This is a genomic window from Acidithiobacillus sp. 'AMD consortium' (genome assembly GCF_008926505.1).
Taxonomy (GTDB): Bacteria; Pseudomonadota; Gammaproteobacteria; order Acidithiobacillales; family Acidithiobacillaceae; genus Acidithiobacillus; species Acidithiobacillus ferridurans.
Map to the genome: position 1 here is coordinate 1,019,772 of NZ_CP044411.1, position 19,991 is coordinate 1,039,762.

A 19,991-nucleotide genomic window follows, 5' to 3' on the forward strand; every position below is an offset into this window, starting at 1 on the left:
GTCAGACGGGGTCGCCGGGCAGTTGGGTCAGTATTTCATAACCATCATCGGTGACCAGAATGGTATGCTCCCACTGGGCGGAGGCACTGTGATCCTTGGTAACGATGGTCCAGCCGTCGGGCAGGGCCTTGATGTAGCGTTTGCCGGCATTGACCATGGGTTCGATGGTAAAAGTCATGCCCGGCACCAATTCAATGCCTTCACCAGGATTGCCATAATGCAGCACCTGCGGCTCATCGTGGAATTTGCGGCCGATGCCGTGCCCGCAGAACTCCCGGACGATGGAACAGTGCTGCGCCTCGGCGTAGGACTGTATGGCATGACCGATATCGCCCAGGGTTGCGCCGGGTCGCACCTGCTGAATGCCACGCACCATGGCTTCATGAGCCACTTCCATCACCCGACGCGAACGCAACGGCACCTCACCGACGGTGAACATTTTGCTGCTGTCTCCGTGATAGCCATCCTTGATGACCGTGACGTCAATGTTGAGCATGTCGCCATCCCTGATGACGCGCTCGCCGGGAATACCGTGACAGATCACATGGTTGAGGGAGATGCAGACGGATTTGGGAAAGGGTGGATATTCCGGGCTGGGCTGATAGTGGAGCGGCGCGGGAATGCCCTGCAGATCGTTGACGATATAGTCGTGGCAGATGCGGTCCAGTTCATCGGTGGTAACGCCGGCTTTGACATGGGGGCCGATCATCTTCAGCACCATGGCCGTGAGCTGGCCCGCCACCCGCATTTTTTCCACTTCTTCTGCGGTCTTGATGCTGTCCTGGGGGGACGTTTTGCTGCGTTGTAACATGCTGTTCTCCTGAAGCGGCTAAAAGAGAAGCGGTTCCGCCACACTGAGGCTTATTTTATCAGGACTGAGGTGGGTCCGGTAGGCCAGAATTTCCACACCGTCGGTGCGTGCCCGGCGCAGTGCCTTCCCATAGGCCGGATCAATGGCGTCTGCGGGCGCAAAACCCCGACCGTCTTCCCGGCCGATCAGGAAAAGCATCACCGCCCGCCCGCCGCCGCGGACCACCTCCGTCAATGCCCCCAGGTGACGCAGGGCGCGGCTGCTGACGGCGTCGGGGAAGCGGATCACACCGTCTTCCTCCAGCAGGGTGCAGGATTTTACCTCTACGTAGCAGGGCGGCCGACCCTCGGAACTGAGCAGGACATCCACCCGTTCATGGCTGCCGTAAGGCACTTCGCGGCGCAGTTGTGCGTAGTTTCGCAAGGCGGGTATATCGCCCGCAGCGATAGCCTCGGCGACCACGGCATTGGGGCGCTGGGTGTTGATGCAGACCCAGCTGGCGCCGCTCCAGTAGAGTTCCCAGGTCCAGGGAAGTTTGCGTTTAGGGTTGCCGCTCAGGGAGATCAGGATGGGCTGGCCGGGTTCGGCGCAACTGCGCATGCTCCCGGAATTGGGGCAGTGCACAGTGATGATCTCGCCGCTGGCCAATGCGCAGTCGGCAAGAAAGCGCTTGTAGCGGCGGATCAGGGTGGCAGGGGTGAGGGACGGCAGATTCATGATGCTCAGCCTAGCGCTGTTCGACGGTGGGGGCCAGTGGGGTAATGCGATAAAGGAGTTGCCCCTCGGCCATCCGGCTGAGCGCCCAGTCGCGCCATTCTGCGGCAGGGCCGCCATGCAATCCGGCTGGCGTCATCCAGCCGAGCAGTCGCAAGGTCTCCTCCCAGGCCTGGCTGGGTTCGCCCGCCCAGGCGGGGCTGCCGAGGCTTTTGGACAGCTTGCGACCGTCGGCGTTACAGAGCAGGGGCAGGTGCCCATATTGCGGGGAGGGCAGGTCCAGCGCGCTTTGCAGATAACGTTGCGTACCAGTGAGGGCACGCAGATCGCCGCCGCGGATCACTTCGCTGATGCCCTGCTCTCCGTCGTCCACGACAGAGGCCAGGATATAGGCGAAGTAGCCGTCGGCACGCAGCAGGATGGGGTCACCCTGTGCTGCGGGCGTATCTTGCCAGCCGTGGAAACGATCCTCCCAGAGGGGCAAGGTGTCCGGCACCCGCAGACGCCAGGAGCGGGCCCGCCGTCCGGATGCCAGGCCTTGCCGGCAGACGCCCGGATAGCGCTCGCCGAAGCCTCGGATGTCCCGGCGGGTGCAGGCACAGGGGTAGGCCATGCCCTTGGATTGCAAAGCTGTCAGCGCTTGCTGATAGATCGCCTTGCGCGGAGACTGGGTCAGCACCGGTCCGTCCCAGTCCAGCGCCATGGCCTCCAGTTGCCGGAGAATGGCGTCGGCGGCACCCGCTCGCACGCGGCCCTCATCCACATCCTCCAGGCGTAGCCGCCAGCACCCGCCCTGACTACGGGCGCTGAGATAACTGCCGACGGCAGCAATGAGTGATCCCGCATGGAGCGGGCCGCTGGGGGAGGGCGCAAAGCGTCCGGTGACGGCGGGGGTACTGGGCATGGCTTCCTTCAGGTGGTGACCTTGCTATAGTAGCGCAAGCAGTGGCCAAGACGGAGTGAACATGGCGGGCGGAGAGTTTGCGTTCATCGAGCGGTTGCGGTGCCGACTGGGCAAGACGGCCAGTGGTGTGCGGCTAGGTATCGGTGATGACGCCGCCTGGTTGGACCCAGCGGGTCGCCAACTGGTGGCGACCATGGATACCCTGGTCGCCGGTCGTCACTTTTTCCCCGAGGTCAGCCCGGAAGACCTCGCCTGGAAAGCCCTTGCGGTGAATCTCAGTGACTTGGCCGCCATGGGTGCGGAAGCGCGTTGGTGTCTGCTCAGCCTGGCCCTGCCGCGGCGGGAGGAAGGCTATGGGGAGTGGTTGGAAGCATTCGCAACGGGTTGGAGCGCGCTCGCCGACCGGCATGACGTTACCCTGGTCGGCGGCGATACAGTGGCTACGGATGGGCCGCTGACCGTCTCCGTAACCGCATTGGGACTTTCCGGCCATGGGGTGATGCGCCGTGACGCGGCACGACCGGGAGACGTGATCTGGGTTACCGGCACTCTTGGCGATGCGGCCGCCGCCCTGGACCTGGCTTTGCTGGAACGTGACCAGGAGAGGCAGGCAGTTCCCTGCTCAGCACCACAGCGGGACGCATTGGAGGCACGACGGCTGCGTCCCACGCCCCGTCTCGAATTCGGCGCGGCGGCGCTGGCGGGTGGTGTACTTTGTGCCGTGGATTGTTCCGACGGCTTTCTGGCCGACCTTGGCCATATTCTGAAGGCTTCGGGTGTCCATGCGCAGGTCGCCCTGGATGCGCTACCCTTGAGCCCGGATCTCGCGGATCTGGCGCGGACCGACCCGGAACGCCTGCGACGCTGGCCCCTCACCGGTGGTGATGATTATGAACTGATCCTCTGTGCCGCTCCTGCCTTATCGACGGCAATGCAGGAGGCCGCCCGGTCGCTCTCCCTGCGCTTGACGGCGGTGGGCAGCATCCTGCCAGCGACCCCCGATGCCCGTGCCGCGGTCACCCTGACCTGGCGGGATGAACCGCTGTCGCTGCCCTTTTCCTGGGGGCATGTCCATGCACTCTAGGCCCTGGTATCACTGGCTGGCGTTGGGCGGCGGCAGCGGCCTGTCGCCCATTCTGCCCGGCACCATGGGTACCATCGCTGCCATTCCCTTGTATCTGCTGCTGGCCCTCGTGGTGCAGAACAATGTGGTTTATACGTTGGTGTTGGTGGCGATCATCGCCGTAGGACCATGGCTCTGCGGGCAAACCGCGCGGGAGATGCAAAATGGCGGCGGCATGCGGGCCCTGGACCCGCCGGCCATCGTCTGGGATGAATGGGCGGGCCTGTTGCTCACCCTCTGGCTGGTGCCTTTCAGCTGGTGGACGCTACTCGCCGGGTTCCTGCTCTTCCGCTTTTTTGACATGCTCAAACCTTGGCCGATTTCCTGGCTGGATAAACATATTCATGGAGGCACGGGAATCATGCTCGATGATTTGGCTGCGGCGATCCCGGCACTGATTCTTCTGCGACTCATGCTGTGGGGAGGCTGGTTATGACGGATGACCCTACGGACCGTCTGCGGATATTCTTGCCCATGCGCCCCGCGGCCTTGCCCGATGCCCAGCGTCTGGCGGCCTGGGCCACGCGGGCCGGGATGGAGGTTCGGGTGGAACTCGTCGCCACATTGCCCGATTGTTCCGCCACGGCGCTGGCCATTGGCGAGTTTGTGAACGCCGCGGACTGGATAACATCATCATCCCGCACCCATCTGCCGGCCGGCGACTGGGCCTCGTTGCGTGATTGGGCAAGCCCGTATCTGCCCGTTTGCGACGTGCCTTTTAGCCTTTTCAACGACAACGGCACCACGCCGGAAGTTTTGCCGGGCGAGTATTGGGTCGAGGCCGGAACACCGTGCGCCATGTCGCTGCACATGGCGCCGCCGGAATGGTCCTTACTCCAGCGCGCCAGTGCGCGGGACACCCGGCTCGCCCTGGCGGAGTCTTGTACCGGCGGCGATTTGGCCGCGCGGATCACCGCCCTGCCCGGCTCCTCGGCGCTGCTGCGCCACGGGTTTGTCACCTACAGTAATGAAGCGAAAATTCGGTTGCTGAAGGTGCAGGAAGCGACCCTCGCGCGGGTCGGGGCCGTAGCGGAGGAGACCGCCCTGGAAATGCTCGCCGGTGCATTGCGCGAAGCGGACATCGCCGCGGCGATCACCGGCATCGCCGGGCCGGGAGGCGCCGTGCCCGGCAAGCCGGTGGGTACCGTCTGTATTGCCTGGGGGGCACGGGGCATGGAACTGCAGGTGCGGACCGGTCACTTTCACGGAGACCGTTGGTCGGTGCAGTATGCGGCGGGTTCGGTAGCCCTGGGCGGATTGCTGGGGTTGTTGCGGTAACCATCGGCCGTTTGCCCCGCCCGCCCGCTCAGGTAGAATGCCGGGAAAGGTTGTTCCGATGACCCAGCAGTACCGGATCATCAGGCCCTGCCGCGCGCTACTACAATAAGGTGTTTTGCAAGGACGGGTTACCCCTTGATTCTGGAGAAGGAAAATATTATGGATGAACAGCGCAGCAAGGCCCTTTCGGCGGCCCTGTCACAGATTGATAAACAGTTTGGTAAAGGCGCCGTCATGCGTCTTGGTGATCATAATGCCATCAAGGACATCGAGGTCTACTCCACCGGTTCGCTGGGTCTGGATCTGGCGCTGGGTGTTGGCGGCCTGCCCCGAGGCCGGGTGGTAGAGATCTACGGGCCGGAATCTTCCGGTAAGACGACTCTCACCCTGCATGCCATAGCCAGTTGTCAGGCTGCAGGCGGCACCGCCGCCTTTATTGATGCCGAGCACGCGCTCGACCCGGGCTATGCCCACAAGCTCGGCGTCGATCTCGAAAACCTCCTGATCTCCCAGCCCGATACCGGCGAGCAGGCTCTGGAAATCGCTGACATGCTGGTGCGTTCCGGGGCGGTGGACCTCATCGTCATCGACTCCGTGGCCGCGCTGACCCCCAAAGCGGAAATCGAAGGCGACATGGGCGATTCCCACGTCGGTCTGCAGGCGCGTCTGATGAGTCAGGCGTTGCGCAAGCTCACCGCCAATATCTCCCGGACCAACACCCTGGTCATTTTCATCAACCAGATTCGCATGAAAATCGGGGTGATGTATGGCAGTCCGGAAACCACCACCGGTGGTAACGCCCTTAAATTCTACGCCTCCGTGCGTCTGGATATCCGCCGCATCGGCGCGATCAAGAAGAGCGACGAAGTGGTGGGTAACGATACCCGCGTCAAGGTGGTCAAGAATAAGGTCGCACCACCTTTCCGCGAAGCCGAATTTGCCATCTATTACGGTGAAGGCATCTCCCGACTGTCGGAACTGGTGGACCTCGGTGTGAAGTTCGACATCGTCGAAAAAAGCGGCGCCTGGTACAGTTACCAGGGCGAGCGTATTGGTCAGGGCAAGGACAATGCCCGCCAGTACCTCAAGGAGCATCCGGAACTGGCGGCCAATATCGAGCAGCGGATACGGGCAGCGGCAGCAGGACACCCTTTGGCCTTTGCCGAAGAGGTGGCAGAGCCCGCAGCGGTCGGCTAGTTGACGGCAGAACGCGGCGATCCCACCGCGCTGGCGCTACGGTTGCTGGCGCGCCGGGAGTATGGACGCCGGGAGTTGCGTGACAAACTGCTCCGTGCGGGATATGACGCGGGGGACGTGGCGCTGGCGCTGGAGGCGCTCGTCGCTGCCGGCTATCAGGATGATGCGCGTTATGCGGAAATGCTCACCCGTACCCGCGTGCGTCAGGGGCACGGGCCGTTGCGCTTGCGTCAGGACTTGCAGCGGGCAGGGGTGGAGGCTACCGCAGCCCTGGAGATTGACTGGCTGCAGCAAGCGCAAGCCGTCTGTCAGAAGCGTTTCGGCGACACGCCGCCGACGGACGCCAGAGATTATGCCCGGCGCGCTCGCTTTCTGGCGGGACGGGGATTTACCGGAGAGACGATTCGCCGAGTGCTGGGCGCCGGTAGAGAAAGGGATTTCTCTGCCGATTGACAGCGGGTGAGGGGCGGAGAAACCCCGCCCGGAGACAAAAACATTTTATCTTTACACAACGGAAGACCGATGCAAGCGCAAGCCATTCGCCAAGCTTTTCTGGAGTATTTTGTGGAACAGGGGCATCAGATCGTGCCCTCCAGTCCCCTGATTCCCCGTAACGATCCGACCCTGCTGTTTACCAATGCCGGTATGGTGCCCTTCAAGGACGTGTTTCTTGGCCTGGAAACCCGTCCCTACCGGCGCGCCGTTTCCTCGCAGCGTTGCATGCGTGCGGGTGGCAAGCACAATGATCTGGAAAATGTCGGTTACACGGCGCGGCACCATACCTTCTTCGAGATGCTGGGCAACTTCTCCTTTGGAGACTATTTCAAGCGTGAAGTGATCGGTTTCGCCTGGCGTTTCCTCACCGAACGTCTGGGCCTGCCGCCGGAAAAGCTCTGGATTACGGTATACGAAGAGGATGATGAGGCGGCCGACATCTGGCTGAACGAGATCGGTATCGATCCTGCGCGCCTCTCCCGCTGTGGCGAGAAGGACAACTTCTGGAGCATGGGCGACACCGGTCCCTGCGGCCCCTGTTCGGAGATTTTCTATGACCACGGCCCCCATATTCCCGGAGGCCCTCCGGGTAGTCCGGAGGAGGATGGCGATCGCTATATCGAAATCTGGAATCTGGTCTTCATGCAGTTTGACCGGGACAGCAGCGGCACCCTGACCCCGCTGCCAAAACCCTCCGTCGATACCGGCATGGGTCTGGAGCGTCTCGCGGCCGTGCTCCAGGGCGTACATAACAACTATGACACCGATCTCTTCAAGCCGCTGATTGCCGCAGCAGCCGCCATCAGCGGCAAAACGTATGGGAGCGATGCGGCGACGGACATCAGTTTGCGGGTGCTGGCGGATCACATCCGCGCCTGCAGTTTTCTTATCACCGATGGCGTCCTGCCCGCCAACGAGGGCCGCGGCTATGTGCTGCGCCGCATCATCCGCCGCGCCGTGCGTCATGGCCGCAAGCTGGGCATGGAGACGGTGTTTTTCCATCAACTGGTGGCGCCGCTGGTGGCGGAGATGGGCAGCGCTTTTCCTGAACTCACGCGGGCACAGCATGAAGTCGAGCGTGCTCTGGAGCGTGAGGAAACCCGATTCCGGGAAACGCTGGAGCGCGGACTCAGTCTGCTGGAGGAGGCTATTGCGGATCTTGCAGCGGGTGCCGCCATCCCCGGCGAGATCATTTTCCGGCTCGCGGATACCTTTGGCTTCCCTGTCGATCTAACCGCTGATATCGCCCGCGAGCGCGATCTGATCATGGATATGGCGGGCTACGAGGCGGCTATGGCGGAGCAGCGCAGCCGCTCCCGTGCCGCCTGGGCGGGCAGCGGTGAGGTCAAAACCGAGCGGGTGTACCACGATCTGGCCATGCGGCTGCCGGTTACCGAGTTCACCGGCTATTCGGCCTGTGCCGATGAGGGGAAGGTTGTGGCGCTGATCCGCGATGGTGAAGAGGTGGCCTTCCTCGAAGCGGGGGATATGGGTGTGGTTATTCTCGACCGGACGCCCTTTTATGGGGAGTCCGGTGGGCAGGCGGGAGACCGTGGCGAACTCCAGTCGAATGATGCCCTGTTCGCCGTGACTGACACCCAAAAGCCCATGGGTCACCTGCATGTGCATTTGGGGCGCGTGGAATCCGGGCGCCTGCAGATCGGCGATATGGTGGTTGCCAGCGTCGACGAAGTGGCCAGACGGGCGACGGCCGCACATCACTCCGCGACCCACCTGCTCCATGCCGCCCTGCGCAACATTCTTGGCAGCCATGTGCAGCAGAAGGGTTCGCTGGTCAACCCGGAGCGGCTGCGTTTCGACTTCAGTCAGCCGGAACCGGTGACGGCCGCACAGTTGCGGGAAATCGAGCGCGTGGTCAACGCCGCTATCCGTAATAATGTCGGCGCCGAAACCCGGATCCTGCCGGTCGCCGAGGCACAGGCCCTGGGTGCCATGGCCCTCTTTGGCGAGAAGTACGGAGACGAGGTGCGGGTGGTGCGCATGGGTGACTTCTCCATGGAACTCTGTGGTGGCACCCATGTGGAGGCGCTGGGCGATATCGGTGTTTTCAAGATCCTCAGCGAAAGCGGTGTGGCAGCGGGTATCCGGCGTATCGAAGCAGTCACCGGCGCGGTAGCGCTGGAGGCCATTCAGCGTGATGAAGAACGCCTGCAAGCGGCGGCGGGACTGTTGAAAGTTGCCCCTGCAGAACTGGACCAGCGTCTGGCGCAAACCCTGGAGCGCCTGCGCCAGTTAGAAAAAGAGCTGGAAAAGGTCAAGCGGGATGAAGCCGTCAGAGCGGGTGCCGGTCTTGCCGCAGAGGCCGAGGATGTGGGCGGAGTACCGGTATTGATCAGGCGCCTGGAGGGGATGGATGGCAAAGCCTTGCGCGATGCCCTGGATCGCCTGCGCAGTCAGTTACCGGATGGCGTCATCGTCCTTGCGGGTGTGGAAGGGGAGAAAGTGGCGTTGATTGCCGGAGTCGGCAAAGGATTGACTGGACGGGTTCACGCCGGAGAACTGGTAAATATGGTGGCACAACCGTTGGGCGGCAAAGGGGGTGGGCGTCCGGAACTGGCGCAGGCCGGGGCCGGCAATCCGGCGGCCTTGGATGCCGCCCTCAATGCCGCCCGCGACTGGGTCAGAGGCAAACTCGGCTAGTTTCGACCCTGCCACGATCCTTGTCAGTGAGGACCGTGGCCTTGGTCGTGACCGTTATGTCCCCGACCCGGTCCACCACGATCCTCCGGTCGCTGCGCAGGTCCGTGGCCTTCCGGTCCCCGAAAGGTGCCGGGTGGCCGCTGCTCCGGCCCACGATACTGTGGTTGCGGACGTTCCGCCGGACGGAAATGGCGCCACTGCGGGTCGCGATAATGGCGACGGGCATCGCGCTGGACGTTTTGCCAGTCGCGATAATTCCAGTGACGGAGCGCGGGTGGCGGCGCGGCGATGGGGCGCCATGGTCCGCGATAGCCCGGCCCGGCCCACCAGCGGTTACCGTAATAGTAATAGTAGCTTGAGCCCAGATAGAAAATGGGCTGAGGCACGCCATAGGCGGCATAAACTCCGAGGTTGCTCAACCAGATCATCAGGGGTGGCGTGGCGATCGCCATCGGCGGATAGCCCGGTGCCGCATAGATGGGTGGTGCCCCGACATTCAACTGTATGTCTACGGGGGATGCGCTGGCCCCGGTGACTGCCGTTCCGGCATACAGGATGGCGCCGGATACCAACCAGGCGATGTGACGCTGTTTCCCATTCATAAGGATGCTCCTCCAGACTTTTGTTTGGACCACATTGCTAAAGGTACCACCCCGGGTTCCTTCATGCACACCCGGATATCGTCGATGATCGTCGGCCAAAGAAGGGCCGCCAGTTCGCCGGGCGGCGGAAGGGAGGCTACATGGCCCGTTTCGATCCCGTAAATAAGCACCCGGGACGGCAGATCCTCCAGGGCGCGACCCAAGGCCAGGGCCTCGGCCACACCGAAGCCATGGCTCGACAGCAGCCCGGTGCTGTCGTCCAGTTCCAGCATATCCAGGCGCCGCACTGTGCCGGGCAGCGCGCCGCTGCGCATGGTGTCCAGGAGAATGGCCAGACGCGCGCCGCGCATGGCCGTGAGCAGGAGGCTGCCGGGGCGATCGCAGAGCGTGACGTGGACCACTCCCGCGGGGAAATGCCTGGGCAGGCCCGCCTGTTCCAGGGCCTCCGCGAGCCGCCAACCCAGATCGTCGCCCGCGACGGGCGAACCGATGCCGAGGATGCGGACCGGGTTCACCGCCGTTCCACCCGAACCTTCAGGAAATGGGTGGCGCAAGAGATGCAGGGATCGTAGTTGCGGATCACCATTTCGGCATGTTGGCGCAGGGTCTCGTCGTCCCGGTCCAGACCCAGGGTCTCCAGGGAGCGACGCAGGTCCGCCTCGATACGCGCCTGGTTCTGGCTGGTGGGCGGGACGATGCGGGCATGCAGCACCTGACCTGCGGCATCCAGATCGTAGCGGTGCCAGAGTAGACCGCGGGGGGCCTCCGTGCACCCGTACCCAATGCCGGAGCGCGGCACAGCGGGGACGAAGGGCGCCTCTGGCTCGGCGTAATCTTCCAGCAGGCGGCTGGCCTCCAGAAGGGCATAATGGATCTCTGCCGCCCGCGCGACAATGCTGTGGAACATGTTGCGGCTGGGAAAAGCGATGCCGGTACGCCCCAGGGCCTCCCGGACGGGTGTATGCAGGCGATCCAGATTGAGGTTGAGCCGCGCAAGGGGACCCACCAGGTAGGGGCGTCCGTCCAGCGCCGCATAGAGGGCGGTGGAGTGGGGTTCCTGATGCTCCCGGAAATGGCTTTCGTAGTCGGCGATGGGAATGTCCAGGCCGTCACTGGAGACGATGCGCCCCTCGTTCATGGGGTACTCATCCCGGTGGCGCAGGGCGACGCTGACAAAGTCCTGAGGGTCGTCGGGCAGGTTCAACGCGGCGGTCCAGGCCACCAGGGCCTCGGCCCCCGGCAGAGCGGCCCGCACCTGCTCCCGGAGTACCGCCACCTCCGCCCGGTTAGGCGCACGGTGAAAGCCCCCCACCCGGGCGCCCACGGGATGCACCGAGCGACCGCCGAAAAAGCGGATGATCTCATTGCCCAATGCCTGGAGGGCGAGCCCCCGGCGCACGACGTCGGGATACGCGCGCGCCATCTCGGAGACGCTGCTATAACCCAGGAAATCGGGCGCTGCCAGCAGATGGATGTGCAGGCTGTGGCTCTGTATCCACTCGCCGCAGTAGAACACCCGACGCATGGCCCGCACCCAGGGACCTGGTGCCAGGCCGAAGACGCCCTCGATGGCATGCACGGCGCTCATCTGATAGGCCACTGGGCAGATGCCGCAGATGCGTGCCACCATGTCCGGGATCTCCTGGTATTCCCGGTCTTCCAGGAACTTCTCGAAGAGTCGCGGCGGCTCGAAAATGCGCAGGCGCAGGGTTTGAATGCGCCCGTCATGCACTTCCAGGTCGAGGGCACCTTCCCCTTCCACCCGTGCCAGGACGGGCACGCAGAGGCTGATCTCACGGCTTTGAGTCATGGGCCTGCTCCCGCCAATGGCGGCCCGCCTCGGCAAAGGCCGGGGCGCCGCTGTTGATGAAGAGGAAACGCCGTGCGACGGCCTCCGGCACCAGGCCGAGTCCCTCCAACCGCCGCCCCAATGCCATGGCGTTGGGGTTTTCCGCCGGTCCATAGCAGGCGTAGCAATCGCGTCCGAAACGGGGGCACAGCGCCCCGCAGCCGGTGCGCGTCACCGGCCCCATGCACGGCAGTCCCTTGGCCACCAGTACGCAGACTGCCTGATGGCGTTTACACTCCAGGCAGACCTTGTCCTTTTCGAGCGCGGGTACGACCCCGAAAAGGAGGGCGCGCACCGCCCCCAGGACTTGGCGCCCGTTCACCGGGCAGCCCCACAGTTCCATATCCACCGGGACATGGGCGGCGATGGGGGTAGAGGTGGCCAGGCTATGGATGTGTTCGGGCTGGGCGTAGATCTCCGCAATCCAGCCGGGGCCGTCGGCCAGGTTGCGCAAGGCCTGGAGGCCGCCGGCGGTGGCGCAGGCGCCGATGGTGATGAGCCACCGGCTGTTTTTGCGGATTTTCTGGATGCGCTCCTCATCCTCGGACGTGGAGATGCTTCCCTCCACGAAGGCAATATCCACGACCGCATCCGGGTCCACGGGGCCGGCCTCGGCGAAGTGGACGATCTCCACCAGTTCGGCAAGCCGCAGCAGGTCTTCCCCCAGATTCAGGAAGGCCAACTGACAACCGTCGCAGGAACTGAACTTGTGCACCGCGAGGCGCGGTTTGCCAGTGGCCATGACGTCAAAACCCTCGCTCGCCCAGCAGGGCCTGGATCTCTGGGTAGGGGAAGACCGGGCCATCCCGGCAGACGAAGTTTCTCCCCATCTGACAATGGCCGCAATGACCGACGGCGCAGTGCATGCTGCGCTCCATGCTGAGCCACAAGTCCTCCCCCGCCACGCCGCGCCGCAGCAGCTCCTGCACGGCCGCCCGCATCATGGGTTCGGGGCCGCACATCATCACCAGTGCACCGGGATCGAACTGGGCGCGGTCGAAGAGAACCGTTACCGGCCCCACCTGTCCGAACCAGCCGGGGCTGCCCACGTCCGCCGCCAGTCCCACCTGGACATCGGGTAGCCGACTCCAGGCTTCGTACTGGTCGCGCCAGATGAGGTCGTCGGTATGCTTGACCCCTTGCAGGATGGTGAGGCGCCCAAAGCGTTCCCGCCGCCGCAGGATGTAGTGGATGACCGACACCACCGGCGCGCAGCCCAGCCCCCCGGTAAGGAGCACGATGTCCCTGCCTTCGGCCGGTTTCAGGGGCCAGCCCCGGCCGTAAGGCCCACGCAGGCCCAGGCGGGCGCCTTTCCCCAGGCGTGTCAGCCCTTGGGTGACCAGGCCTACGGCACGGATGGTATGGTCGATGAGGTGCCCATCTTCTGGATCGGAGACGATGGAAATGGGCACCTCGCCCACCCCGTACAGATAAACCATGTTGAACTGGCCCGGCTGAAAGCGATAGCTGGCCTGCATTTCCGGGTCGGTGAAGGCGAGGCGCAGGGTGAAGATGGTGGGGGATTCCTGAATGCGCTCCAGGATCTCGACCTCGTGGGGAAGGTAAGGATCAGGCATGATCCCCTCCACAGACGGCCGCCGCTTCCACGCTGATGTCGATGCCCGCCGGACACCAGGCGATGCAGCGTCCGCAGCCCACGCAGCCGGAGCGGCCATACTGGTCGTGCCAGCTCCCGAGCTTGTGGGTCAGCCACTGGCGGTAGCGCTGGCGGGTGTCGGCGCGGATGACGATGCCGTGGATAGCGCTGTGGCCTTCGGTGAAACAGGAGTCCCATTGCCGGGAATGGGTACTGCTCCGACCGTCCAGGGCAGGCTCCTCCGTCTCAGCGTGGCAGAAACAGGTGGGGCAGACGGAGCTGCAGTTGGTGCAGGACAGGCAGCGTTGGGCCACATCGTCCCAGCGGGGATGGTGCAGGTTGGCAAAGAGGTCATCCCGCAGATTGCGGGACGGCAGGGCGCGTTGCTGCGCCTGGGCGGCAGCAACGATCTCCCCGTCGGCGGCGGTCTGCTGGGCGGGATCCAGGGCCTGGAGGGGCAGTTGCCCGAGCAGTGCCTCGCCCTTGGGGCTTCCCGCCGTCGCAATGAAGCCCTCGTCGAGTTCCGCCAGGGCCAGGTCGAAACCCGACTCAGCCCGCGGCCCGTCGCCGGTGGATGCGCAGAAACAGGTGGCAGCGGGATGGGTGCAATGCACCGCCACCAGAAAAAGGTTCCTGCGCCGGGCTCCGTAATGGGGATCCGGGAAAGGCCCTTCCAGGAAGTGCCGGTCCTGCAGACGCAGGGCCGCGAGATCGCAGGCGCGCACCCCGATGACGGCGGTGGGCGGGGCTTCCGGTATCTCGGGGTGAAAGGTGATACATCCGTCACTCTCCGCAGCGCTGGTCCAGAGGACCTCGCGGGGGGCGAAAAGCAGCGGCTTGAGGGCCTGGGGACCGTTGGCCCAAGCGAAACAGCGTGGGTTCTCGTCGCGGTGGAGCCGATACGCACCCGGCTGCTGATGATCGTGGACCCCCCGCGGCAGATCGTCGATGCTGCCCAACTCTTCGTAGACAATGGCGCCGTCCCGCACCTTGGGACCCAGGCAGCGGTAGCCTGCCGCAGTCAAGGCAGCCAGCAGGTGCTGTAAGCGGGGGCGAGGAAGAAAACCGGGTGCGGCCATGGTGATGCAGACTCCCTGTCGCCGGTAGATGACAACATAGTATAGACGGAGTGCGCCGCATGAACCGCCAAGCAGATTACGGGTTGGTGCCGAGGCGCCACTCGGGCCATATGGTTTGCGGCTTGCGGTCGAGAATGGCGGCGTAGACAACCGTGTTGGTCAGTACGCTTTGCACATAGTGGCGGGTTTGCCGAAAGGGGATGTTCGCGGTGAAAATCGGACCCGCCCATGGGCCTGGTGGCGGTGTCCAGCGACCTAGCCAGCGTTGCGGTGCGCCGGGTCCGGCGTTGTAGGCCGCCGCAGCCAGCAGCTCGGAGCCACCAAAATGCTGTTGCTGAAGGCTCAGATAGTGCGAACCCAGGGTCAGGTTGCCGTCGATGCTGTGCAGATCGGCGGTGGCGGCGCCGGCGACATGGGTTTGCAGCCACCGGGCGGTGGCGGGCATCACCTGCATCAGGCCTTGCGCGCCGACGTCGGAGTGGATGCCGAACGCAAAACCCGATTCCTGTCGGATCAGGCCGGCAAGAAAGGCGCGGCGCAAGCCGGTTTGGGCTGCGGCGGCGCTGATTTCCTGTGCATAGGGAAGCACATAGCCTTGTCGCCAGTCTTTTCCACTGCGAATCAGGCTGCTGGCATGGATACCCAGCAGCCACGCCTCATGCTGAAAGGCCGTCCGGGCTGCGGCCTCGATTTCCGCTGGCCCGTTCAACCCCTTCAAAAACTGGTCCCATTCGGCAAGGGCGTCGAAATAGAGTCCGAGATGATAGAGTGTGATCGCGGTCCGCCCGGGAGCATTATTCACGGGAGTAACGCTCACTTCGATGGGTGCGGGCGGGTCGCCGGACTTCAGGATCAGTGGTTTGTTGAGCGTCGCCATGGCCAGTTGCCCGTAATAAGTCCACGGGGATTCCAGAGCCGCGAGCGCGGCATAGGCGGCTTGCGTCTGCCCATGCTGGAGTTGTGCGATCGCGGACCAGAATTGCCATTGCCGCTGCTGCCGTTGAACGGCACCCATCTGCCGGGTGGCCTGCTCCACCATGTTCCAGTCACCGTTGCGCAATGCTGTACGGACCATCCAGGCCAGCAGTCGGGGCCGGGGGTGGAACTGCGGATCGGCCGCGTAGGCCTGGGCATACCAGTGTCCGGATTCGGAACGAAAGGATAGCGTGGCATGATAGGCAGCGTTGTACAGCAGCAGAGATTTATCGGCAGAATCCAGGACATCCAGGGTTTGCACAAACCGTGCGGCGTCTGCGGGATGGATGGCAGCGAGGCGCAGGAGGGCGAGCACCAGTAAATGGGCCTGACCGGCTGGCCAGTTGCCGGTACCATATTGCTGAATCTGCTGAGAGATCCACGTAGCCGGTGTCGTTACCGTCTGCGCAAGCTGGCCGGATTGCGGCGGAGGCAAAAACGATGCAAAGCGCAGCGCGGCGCTGAAGGCCGAGGCCTCGTACATTTGCTGCAGGCGATGCCACAGCTCGGACGTCGTGATTTGCCCTTGTGCCAGATAGACACGCGCCATGGCGTTGCAGGCCTGATCGTTCGCCGGAGCACTGCTCCAGAGGAAATAGGGGGCAACTACCATGCTGGTGCGCAGCAGCGGGTCGCGCGCAGCATCGCAGCGCAAGGAGATCAAATCAGGAGGGCTGCCAGCCTGATACACTTGGGTGAAGTCCGGCCAGTCCTTGCGGCGCGCGAGTTCCAGCAGCCATTGCCGGCGCAGCAGATGGTGCGCCACCCCCCCCGGATAGTGCAGGGTATAGCGCTGGTATTGGCGCTGGGTCATGATGTTGAGGCGGGGTTGCAGAGCCCAGTACCCTACCCATGGTCCCATGTAGGTATTTTCCAATTCAGGCAGTGCATCGGCGGCAGGGCGGTAATCGCCCTGAGCGAAAGCGGTTGCTGCCGAGTTCAGGAGTTGTTCCTGAGCGGCACTGAGGATGCCCGCCGTCGCTACGGATGTTCCGCAACCCATCCACAGCACCAGCGACACCAGGACCGCCGCGGGACGGGAGGAGCGTACTCTCAGGGTCGCCTTAAACGCGGCCATCGGCGCTGCTGCCTGATGAACGTCGCAGGGCGGCACCCCCGACGATGAAATGGTGCCATCGGTCCGCTGTCTGTGCTGTCTGCATACGCCTTGACCCCCCGGAGCTTGCTGAAGAACATCATGCCACCAAGTGTGCCGTTCAGGAAGCACTGCGGCTTCTACCTCAGCGCAAGACTTCCGGTAGCGGCGCGAGCAGCGAAGCCAGATCGTCGGGGCCGAAACGGAGCTTTTCTTTTTGCGTTTTCTCCAGCACGCCGGCGGCGAGAATGGCCTTTTTCTCCTGCAGGGCCAGGATTTTTTCTTCAATGCTCCCGGCAACGATCAGCTTGTAAACAAAAACCTGACGTTTCTGGCCGATGCGGTGAGCGCGATCAGTGGCCTGATTTTCGGCGGCGGGGTTCCACCACGGGTCATAGTGAATCACGGTGTCCGCTGCCGTGAGGTTGAGACCGACGCCGCCCGCCTTGAGGCTGATCAGAAAGAGTGGCACTTCACCGCGCTGAAAGCGGTCGATGGGCGTCTTGCGATCCTGGGTGCTGCCAGTGAGCAGCACGTAAGGGATATGCATCTTGTCGAGGCCTGCACTGATCAGGGCGAGCATCTCGGTGAATTGCGAAAACAGCAGAATCTGGCGACCTTCCGCCAGCAACTCCGGAATCATCCCCATGAGCAGGGCGAGCTTGGCGCTGTCCTGTACCTTTCGCGCCTTTTCACTCTTGAGCAGGCGCGGGTCACAGCAGACTTGGCGGAGTTTGAGCATCGCGTCCAGGATGACGATCTGGCTGCGCTGAAAACCCTTGGCGGCGATTTCCTGGCGGATCCGTTCGTCCATGGCGCTGCGTACCGTCTCATAAAGATCGCGCTGCGCCCCTTCGATATCCATGGGGCGGATAATGATGGTCTTCTCGGGGAGTTCCTTGGCGACATCCTCCTTGCGCCGACGCAGAATGAAGGGGCGCACCCGACGGGCCAATAAATCCAGACGCTCAGCATCTCCGTGGCGCTCGATGGGGCCGCGCCAGACCCGTTGGAAACTGCGCCGGTCGCCGAGAAAGCCCGGCAGAAAGAAGTCGAATTGTGCCCAGAGTTCGCCGAGATGATTTTCAAGGGGGGTGCCAGTGAGGGCAAGCCGATGCCGGGTTGGAATCTCACGGATGGCTTCGGCGGCGCGGCCCTGCGCGTTCTTGACCATCTGTGCCTCATCGAGAATCAGCAAATGAAAGTGCTGATTTCTGAGCGTTTCGACGTCCCGCCAGATCAGCGGGTAGGTAGTGAGAATCAGGTCATTGTCAGGTATCTGGGCGAAACGGCTGCTGCGCTCTTTGCCGTGCAGGGAGAGCACTCGCAGGTCAGGAGTGAAGCGTGCCGCCTCTTCCCGCCAGTTGTGAATCAGTGAAGTGGGCATGACGATCAGGGCGGGATCCGTCAGGCGGCCACTTTCTTTTTCCAGCAGCAGATGGGCGAGGGTCTGGGCGGTTTTGCCGAGACCCATATCGTCCGCGAGAATGCCGCCCAAATGATGCTCGCGCAGGAATTGCAGCCAGGCAAGCCCGTCCTGTTGATAGGCGCGCAGGGGGAGGGCAAAACCTGTGGGCAGTGGGACGGGGGGGATCTCTCCGTTTTGGGGCAAAGATCTAGCCAGCGCACGCACGGCATCCATCCCCTCACTGCGCCACTGGCTGTCGTCCACCAACCGGGCGAGGCGGGGCGCGTCAAAGGCGGACATCCGCAAAGGCCCCCCGGCGTCCAGGCTGAACAGATCGATAAGGGTCCCGACCAGAGGTTTCAGGCGATCCGCCGTGGTCTGGATGGGCACGCCCGCCGGGGTGTGCAGATGGATATACTCATCATCGGGAATGGTACCCAGACCGCCTGGATTCAGCCAGCGCGAATCACGGGCGAAGAGGGTGCCGAGCAGGGGGGGCAGCGCCAGCCGCTTGCCGTCCACCACGATGCCGACATCGAGGCCCAGCCACCCTTCCTCGGCACCATCCACCTGTACATCCCATTCATCCACCTGCAGGAAGTAGTGACGGAAGCCATCGGGCCAGCGCACCTCCCAACCCTGCTCGCGGAGGGTCTCGACGCCCGTTGACATGAACCCGTTCCAGTCGGCTTCGCTGTCCAGCCCGTAGATGAGATGAGGCAGCGGCGACAGACTGTGGAAAAGGCCGGCACTGGCCGCTTTCAGGCCTGTTTTTCCGAGTGCCTGCAGTGCCTGTTTTTCGGCTGTCCTGTCGCGTTTTATCCGAACCATCTCACCATTGTCGAGGGTCTGGATGGCACTGTCGTCATCCACGGCAACGCGTGCGGGACCATACACCAATGTGGGCTGCGCATAATCAAAGCGGCAGGTAGGACTCCATTGGCCGGGATAGTTGCGGTGCGCCTGAATACCGAGGAGGGCCAGAGTGTCGCACCAAAGCAGCGCTTGCAGAGGCGCTTCGATCTCCCGTAAGCCCTGTCCGGGGTCGGCCACGGGCGCGGGGAGACCAGGCACCGCTTGCTCCAGCATCTCGCGCAAAAGAATGGCTTCTTGCGCATTGAGGGGCGGGGCTTGCAGCAGATCGCGCAGGACCGTGGTCGGCAGGTCCGTCTCGATCGGGCCGATGTCCCCCGTTTCCCCATCCAGGTACCAGGTCGCATCCAGGTGCAGGAAGCTGGTAGCGGGCGGGGTGGTTTCCAGTGTCGGATATTGTTCCCCGCCCCTGCTGATCTTCCAGACCAGCATGCCAGGCCGGTTATCACCGAGTCGCAGGGACGGATTGGCTGGCGAATTGGCGAAGAGGCGTCCGGTACCGGCGAGTATGGCGAGAGCTGCGGCACCGTGGCGGGGGCCGAGATCGAATTCGCCGGTCTGGCTGGCATAGGGGTCTTCCAACAGCAGACGGCGCAGGGCACGCTGGTCCGCCTCGTCGATGAAGCTCGGCGGGCGGCGCAGGGCGCCTTCGAAATTGTACCAGGGGGTGAGACCGGTACATTCTCCGTTTTTGTTCAGGCGGGCCTTACGACAACTGAGAACTGGACCGTGATGATGTCGGCTGTTCAGTTCCAGCAGCCAGTACAGGGTATGAGTGGTAGTCGGCGGCTTGGGTTTGGGCGGATCCAGATGCGAGCGCAGCTCGCTCAGCCATTGCATCACATGCGGACGCAAAGCCGGGGCCGGCGTCGGCGCCGTGTGGCTACGACCGGCCAGCAGCGCGAGGAGCACCGCGGTGACGTGTTTGCAGCGACTGCCTACCGGGCAGGTACACAGGGTTACCAGATGCCCTTGGCTGAGGTGGATGTCTACCCGGTATGGCGTACGTGCCGTGCCCTGCACCAGGGCACTGAGGTCGGTGCTGCCACGCTGCTCCAGATGGCTGATGGACTTCTGGTAAGGTTGGGCTTTGCGAATCTCCAGATCCCCCACCCATCTGCGGATATCTTCGTAACCGTACGTCCCCAGCGTGGGCATCGCACTGGCATCGCGGTGCCAGTTCATCCAGTCATTATTGGTAGGCATGGGTGTGCTCGGTGTTTTGATGATATCGGGAAATGCACCGGGGCGATGCCGCCGTGCAAACCGCCTATGGTACACAGTCGGGGGGTAGGAGGGGAAGCGGTTCGGGGTGGTCTACCGGTATCC

Annotated in this window: 17 protein-coding genes; 6 read left to right on the forward strand and 11 right to left on the reverse strand. The window is 63.5% G+C overall.

Annotated features, from left to right (window positions below; all coding sequences use genetic code 11):
- Position 1: 1 nt before the first annotated feature.
- From map to gluQRS, 3 genes are read right to left on the reverse strand one after another with little or no spacing between them, the layout of a single operon-like run.
- Positions 2-811, reverse strand: coding sequence for a type I methionyl aminopeptidase (gene map, locus F6A13_RS05365; RefSeq protein WP_126605176.1), 810 nt, complete (start codon positions 809-811; stop codon positions 2-4).
- An 18-nt stretch (positions 812-829) separates the two neighbouring features.
- A complete protein-coding gene (gene sfsA / locus F6A13_RS05370; RefSeq protein WP_113526704.1) occupies positions 830-1,528 on the reverse strand; it encodes a DNA/RNA nuclease SfsA in 699 nt (232 codons plus the stop codon).
- Between the two features lie 10 nt (positions 1,529-1,538).
- On the reverse strand, positions 1,539-2,429 hold the full coding sequence (gene gluQRS / locus F6A13_RS05375; protein ID WP_113526703.1) for a tRNA glutamyl-Q(34) synthetase GluQRS: 891 nt from the start codon (positions 2,427-2,429) through the stop codon (positions 1,539-1,541).
- Positions 2,430-2,490: 61 nt separating this feature from the next.
- Here gluQRS and thiL point away from each other — a divergent pair, with 61 nt between their 5' ends.
- The 6 genes from thiL (at position 2,491) to alaS (ending at position 9,183) form a co-directional block, all read left to right on the forward strand.
- The gene (gene thiL / locus F6A13_RS05380) at positions 2,491-3,513 is read left to right on the forward strand and encodes a thiamine-phosphate kinase (RefSeq protein WP_126605177.1); all 1,023 of its coding nucleotides are present in this window, start codon (positions 2,491-2,493) and stop codon (positions 3,511-3,513) included.
- A complete protein-coding gene (locus F6A13_RS05385) occupies positions 3,503-3,988 on the forward strand; it encodes a phosphatidylglycerophosphatase A (RefSeq protein WP_113526701.1) in 486 nt (161 codons plus the stop codon). Before thiL ends, F6A13_RS05385 begins: the two co-directional genes overlap by 11 nt.
- Complete coding sequence (locus F6A13_RS05390) at positions 3,985-4,830, forward strand: CinA family protein (protein ID WP_126605178.1); 846 nt, start codon at positions 3,985-3,987, stop codon at positions 4,828-4,830. The genes F6A13_RS05385 and F6A13_RS05390 overlap by 4 nt, the downstream gene beginning before the upstream one ends.
- A 159-nt stretch (positions 4,831-4,989) precedes the next feature.
- Positions 4,990-6,027 (forward strand): recombinase RecA, encoded by a 1,038-nt coding sequence (recA, locus tag F6A13_RS05395; RefSeq protein WP_012536446.1) that lies wholly within the window; start codon positions 4,990-4,992, stop codon positions 6,025-6,027.
- Positions 6,028-6,480, forward strand: coding sequence for a regulatory protein RecX (locus tag F6A13_RS05400; RefSeq protein WP_113526699.1), 453 nt, complete (start codon positions 6,028-6,030; stop codon positions 6,478-6,480).
- 69 nt (positions 6,481-6,549) lie between these two features.
- Positions 6,550-9,183: an alanine--tRNA ligase gene (alaS, locus tag F6A13_RS05405; RefSeq protein WP_126605179.1), complete on the forward strand. Its 2,634-nt coding sequence runs from the start codon at positions 6,550-6,552 to the stop codon at positions 9,181-9,183.
- Between the two features lie 23 nt (positions 9,184-9,206).
- Here the strand turns inward: alaS and F6A13_RS05410 are convergent, their stop codons facing one another.
- From F6A13_RS05410 to F6A13_RS05445, 8 genes are all read right to left on the reverse strand, one after another.
- Positions 9,207-9,785 (reverse strand): hypothetical protein, encoded by a 579-nt coding sequence (locus F6A13_RS05410; protein ID WP_126605180.1) that lies wholly within the window; start codon positions 9,783-9,785, stop codon positions 9,207-9,209.
- On the reverse strand, positions 9,782-10,300 hold the full coding sequence (locus F6A13_RS05415; protein WP_113526696.1) for a hydrogenase maturation protease: 519 nt from the start codon (positions 10,298-10,300) through the stop codon (positions 9,782-9,784). Before F6A13_RS05415 ends, F6A13_RS05410 begins: the two co-directional genes overlap by 4 nt.
- Positions 10,297-11,595, reverse strand: coding sequence for a Ni/Fe hydrogenase subunit alpha (locus tag F6A13_RS05420; RefSeq protein ID WP_113526695.1), 1,299 nt, complete (start codon positions 11,593-11,595; stop codon positions 10,297-10,299). The genes F6A13_RS05415 and F6A13_RS05420 overlap by 4 nt, the downstream gene beginning before the upstream one ends.
- Positions 11,579-12,376, reverse strand: a complete 798-nt coding sequence (locus tag F6A13_RS05425) for a sulfhydrogenase subunit delta (protein WP_126605181.1) — start codon at positions 12,374-12,376, stop codon at positions 11,579-11,581. Before F6A13_RS05425 ends, F6A13_RS05420 begins: the two co-directional genes overlap by 17 nt.
- Positions 12,377-12,380: 4 nt before the next feature.
- The gene (locus F6A13_RS05430) at positions 12,381-13,211 is read right to left on the reverse strand and encodes an FAD/NAD(P)-binding protein (protein WP_113526693.1); all 831 of its coding nucleotides are present in this window, start codon (positions 13,209-13,211) and stop codon (positions 12,381-12,383) included.
- Positions 13,204-14,310, reverse strand: coding sequence for a 4Fe-4S dicluster domain-containing protein (locus tag F6A13_RS05435; protein ID WP_126605182.1), 1,107 nt, complete (start codon positions 14,308-14,310; stop codon positions 13,204-13,206). The genes F6A13_RS05430 and F6A13_RS05435 overlap by 8 nt, the downstream gene beginning before the upstream one ends.
- Positions 14,311-14,386: 76 nt before the next feature.
- Positions 14,387-16,363 (reverse strand): lytic transglycosylase domain-containing protein, encoded by a 1,977-nt coding sequence (locus F6A13_RS05440; RefSeq protein ID WP_151528121.1) that lies wholly within the window; start codon positions 16,361-16,363, stop codon positions 14,387-14,389.
- A gap of 163 nt (positions 16,364-16,526) precedes the next feature.
- Positions 16,527-19,868, reverse strand: a complete 3,342-nt coding sequence (locus F6A13_RS05445) for a DEAD/DEAH box helicase (protein WP_151528122.1) — start codon at positions 19,866-19,868, stop codon at positions 16,527-16,529.
- Between the last annotated feature and the right edge of the window lie 123 nt (positions 19,869-19,991).

Coding starts and splice junctions, on each gene's coding strand:
- map (WP_126605176.1), bottom strand. CDS start 811: ATGTTACAACGCAGCAAAACGTCCCCCCAGGACAGCATCAAGACCGCA.
- sfsA (WP_113526704.1), bottom strand. CDS start 1,528: ATGAATCTGCCGTCCCTCACCCCTGCCACCCTGATCCGCCGCTACAAG.
- gluQRS (WP_113526703.1), bottom strand. CDS start 2,429: ATGCCCAGTACCCCCGCCGTCACCGGACGCTTTGCGCCCTCCCCCAGC.
- thiL (WP_126605177.1), top strand. CDS start 2,491: ATGGCGGGCGGAGAGTTTGCGTTCATCGAGCGGTTGCGGTGCCGACTG.
- F6A13_RS05385 (WP_113526701.1), top strand. CDS start 3,503: ATGCACTCTAGGCCCTGGTATCACTGGCTGGCGTTGGGCGGCGGCAGC.
- F6A13_RS05390 (WP_126605178.1), top strand. CDS start 3,985: ATGACGGATGACCCTACGGACCGTCTGCGGATATTCTTGCCCATGCGC.
- recA (WP_012536446.1), top strand. CDS start 4,990: ATGGATGAACAGCGCAGCAAGGCCCTTTCGGCGGCCCTGTCACAGATT.
- alaS (WP_126605179.1), top strand. CDS start 6,550: ATGCAAGCGCAAGCCATTCGCCAAGCTTTTCTGGAGTATTTTGTGGAA.
- F6A13_RS05410 (WP_126605180.1), bottom strand. CDS start 9,785: ATGAATGGGAAACAGCGTCACATCGCCTGGTTGGTATCCGGCGCCATC.
- F6A13_RS05420 (WP_113526695.1), bottom strand. CDS start 11,595: ATGACTCAAAGCCGTGAGATCAGCCTCTGCGTGCCCGTCCTGGCACGG.
- F6A13_RS05425 (WP_126605181.1), bottom strand. CDS start 12,376: ATGGCCACTGGCAAACCGCGCCTCGCGGTGCACAAGTTCAGTTCCTGC.
- F6A13_RS05430 (WP_113526693.1), bottom strand. CDS start 13,211: ATGCCTGATCCTTACCTTCCCCACGAGGTCGAGATCCTGGAGCGCATT.
- F6A13_RS05435 (WP_126605182.1), bottom strand. CDS start 14,310: ATGGCCGCACCCGGTTTTCTTCCTCGCCCCCGCTTACAGCACCTGCTG.
- F6A13_RS05440 (WP_151528121.1), bottom strand. CDS start 16,363: ATGGCCGCGTTTAAGGCGACCCTGAGAGTACGCTCCTCCCGTCCCGCG.
- F6A13_RS05445 (WP_151528122.1), bottom strand. CDS start 19,868: ATGCCTACCAATAATGACTGGATGAACTGGCACCGCGATGCCAGTGCG.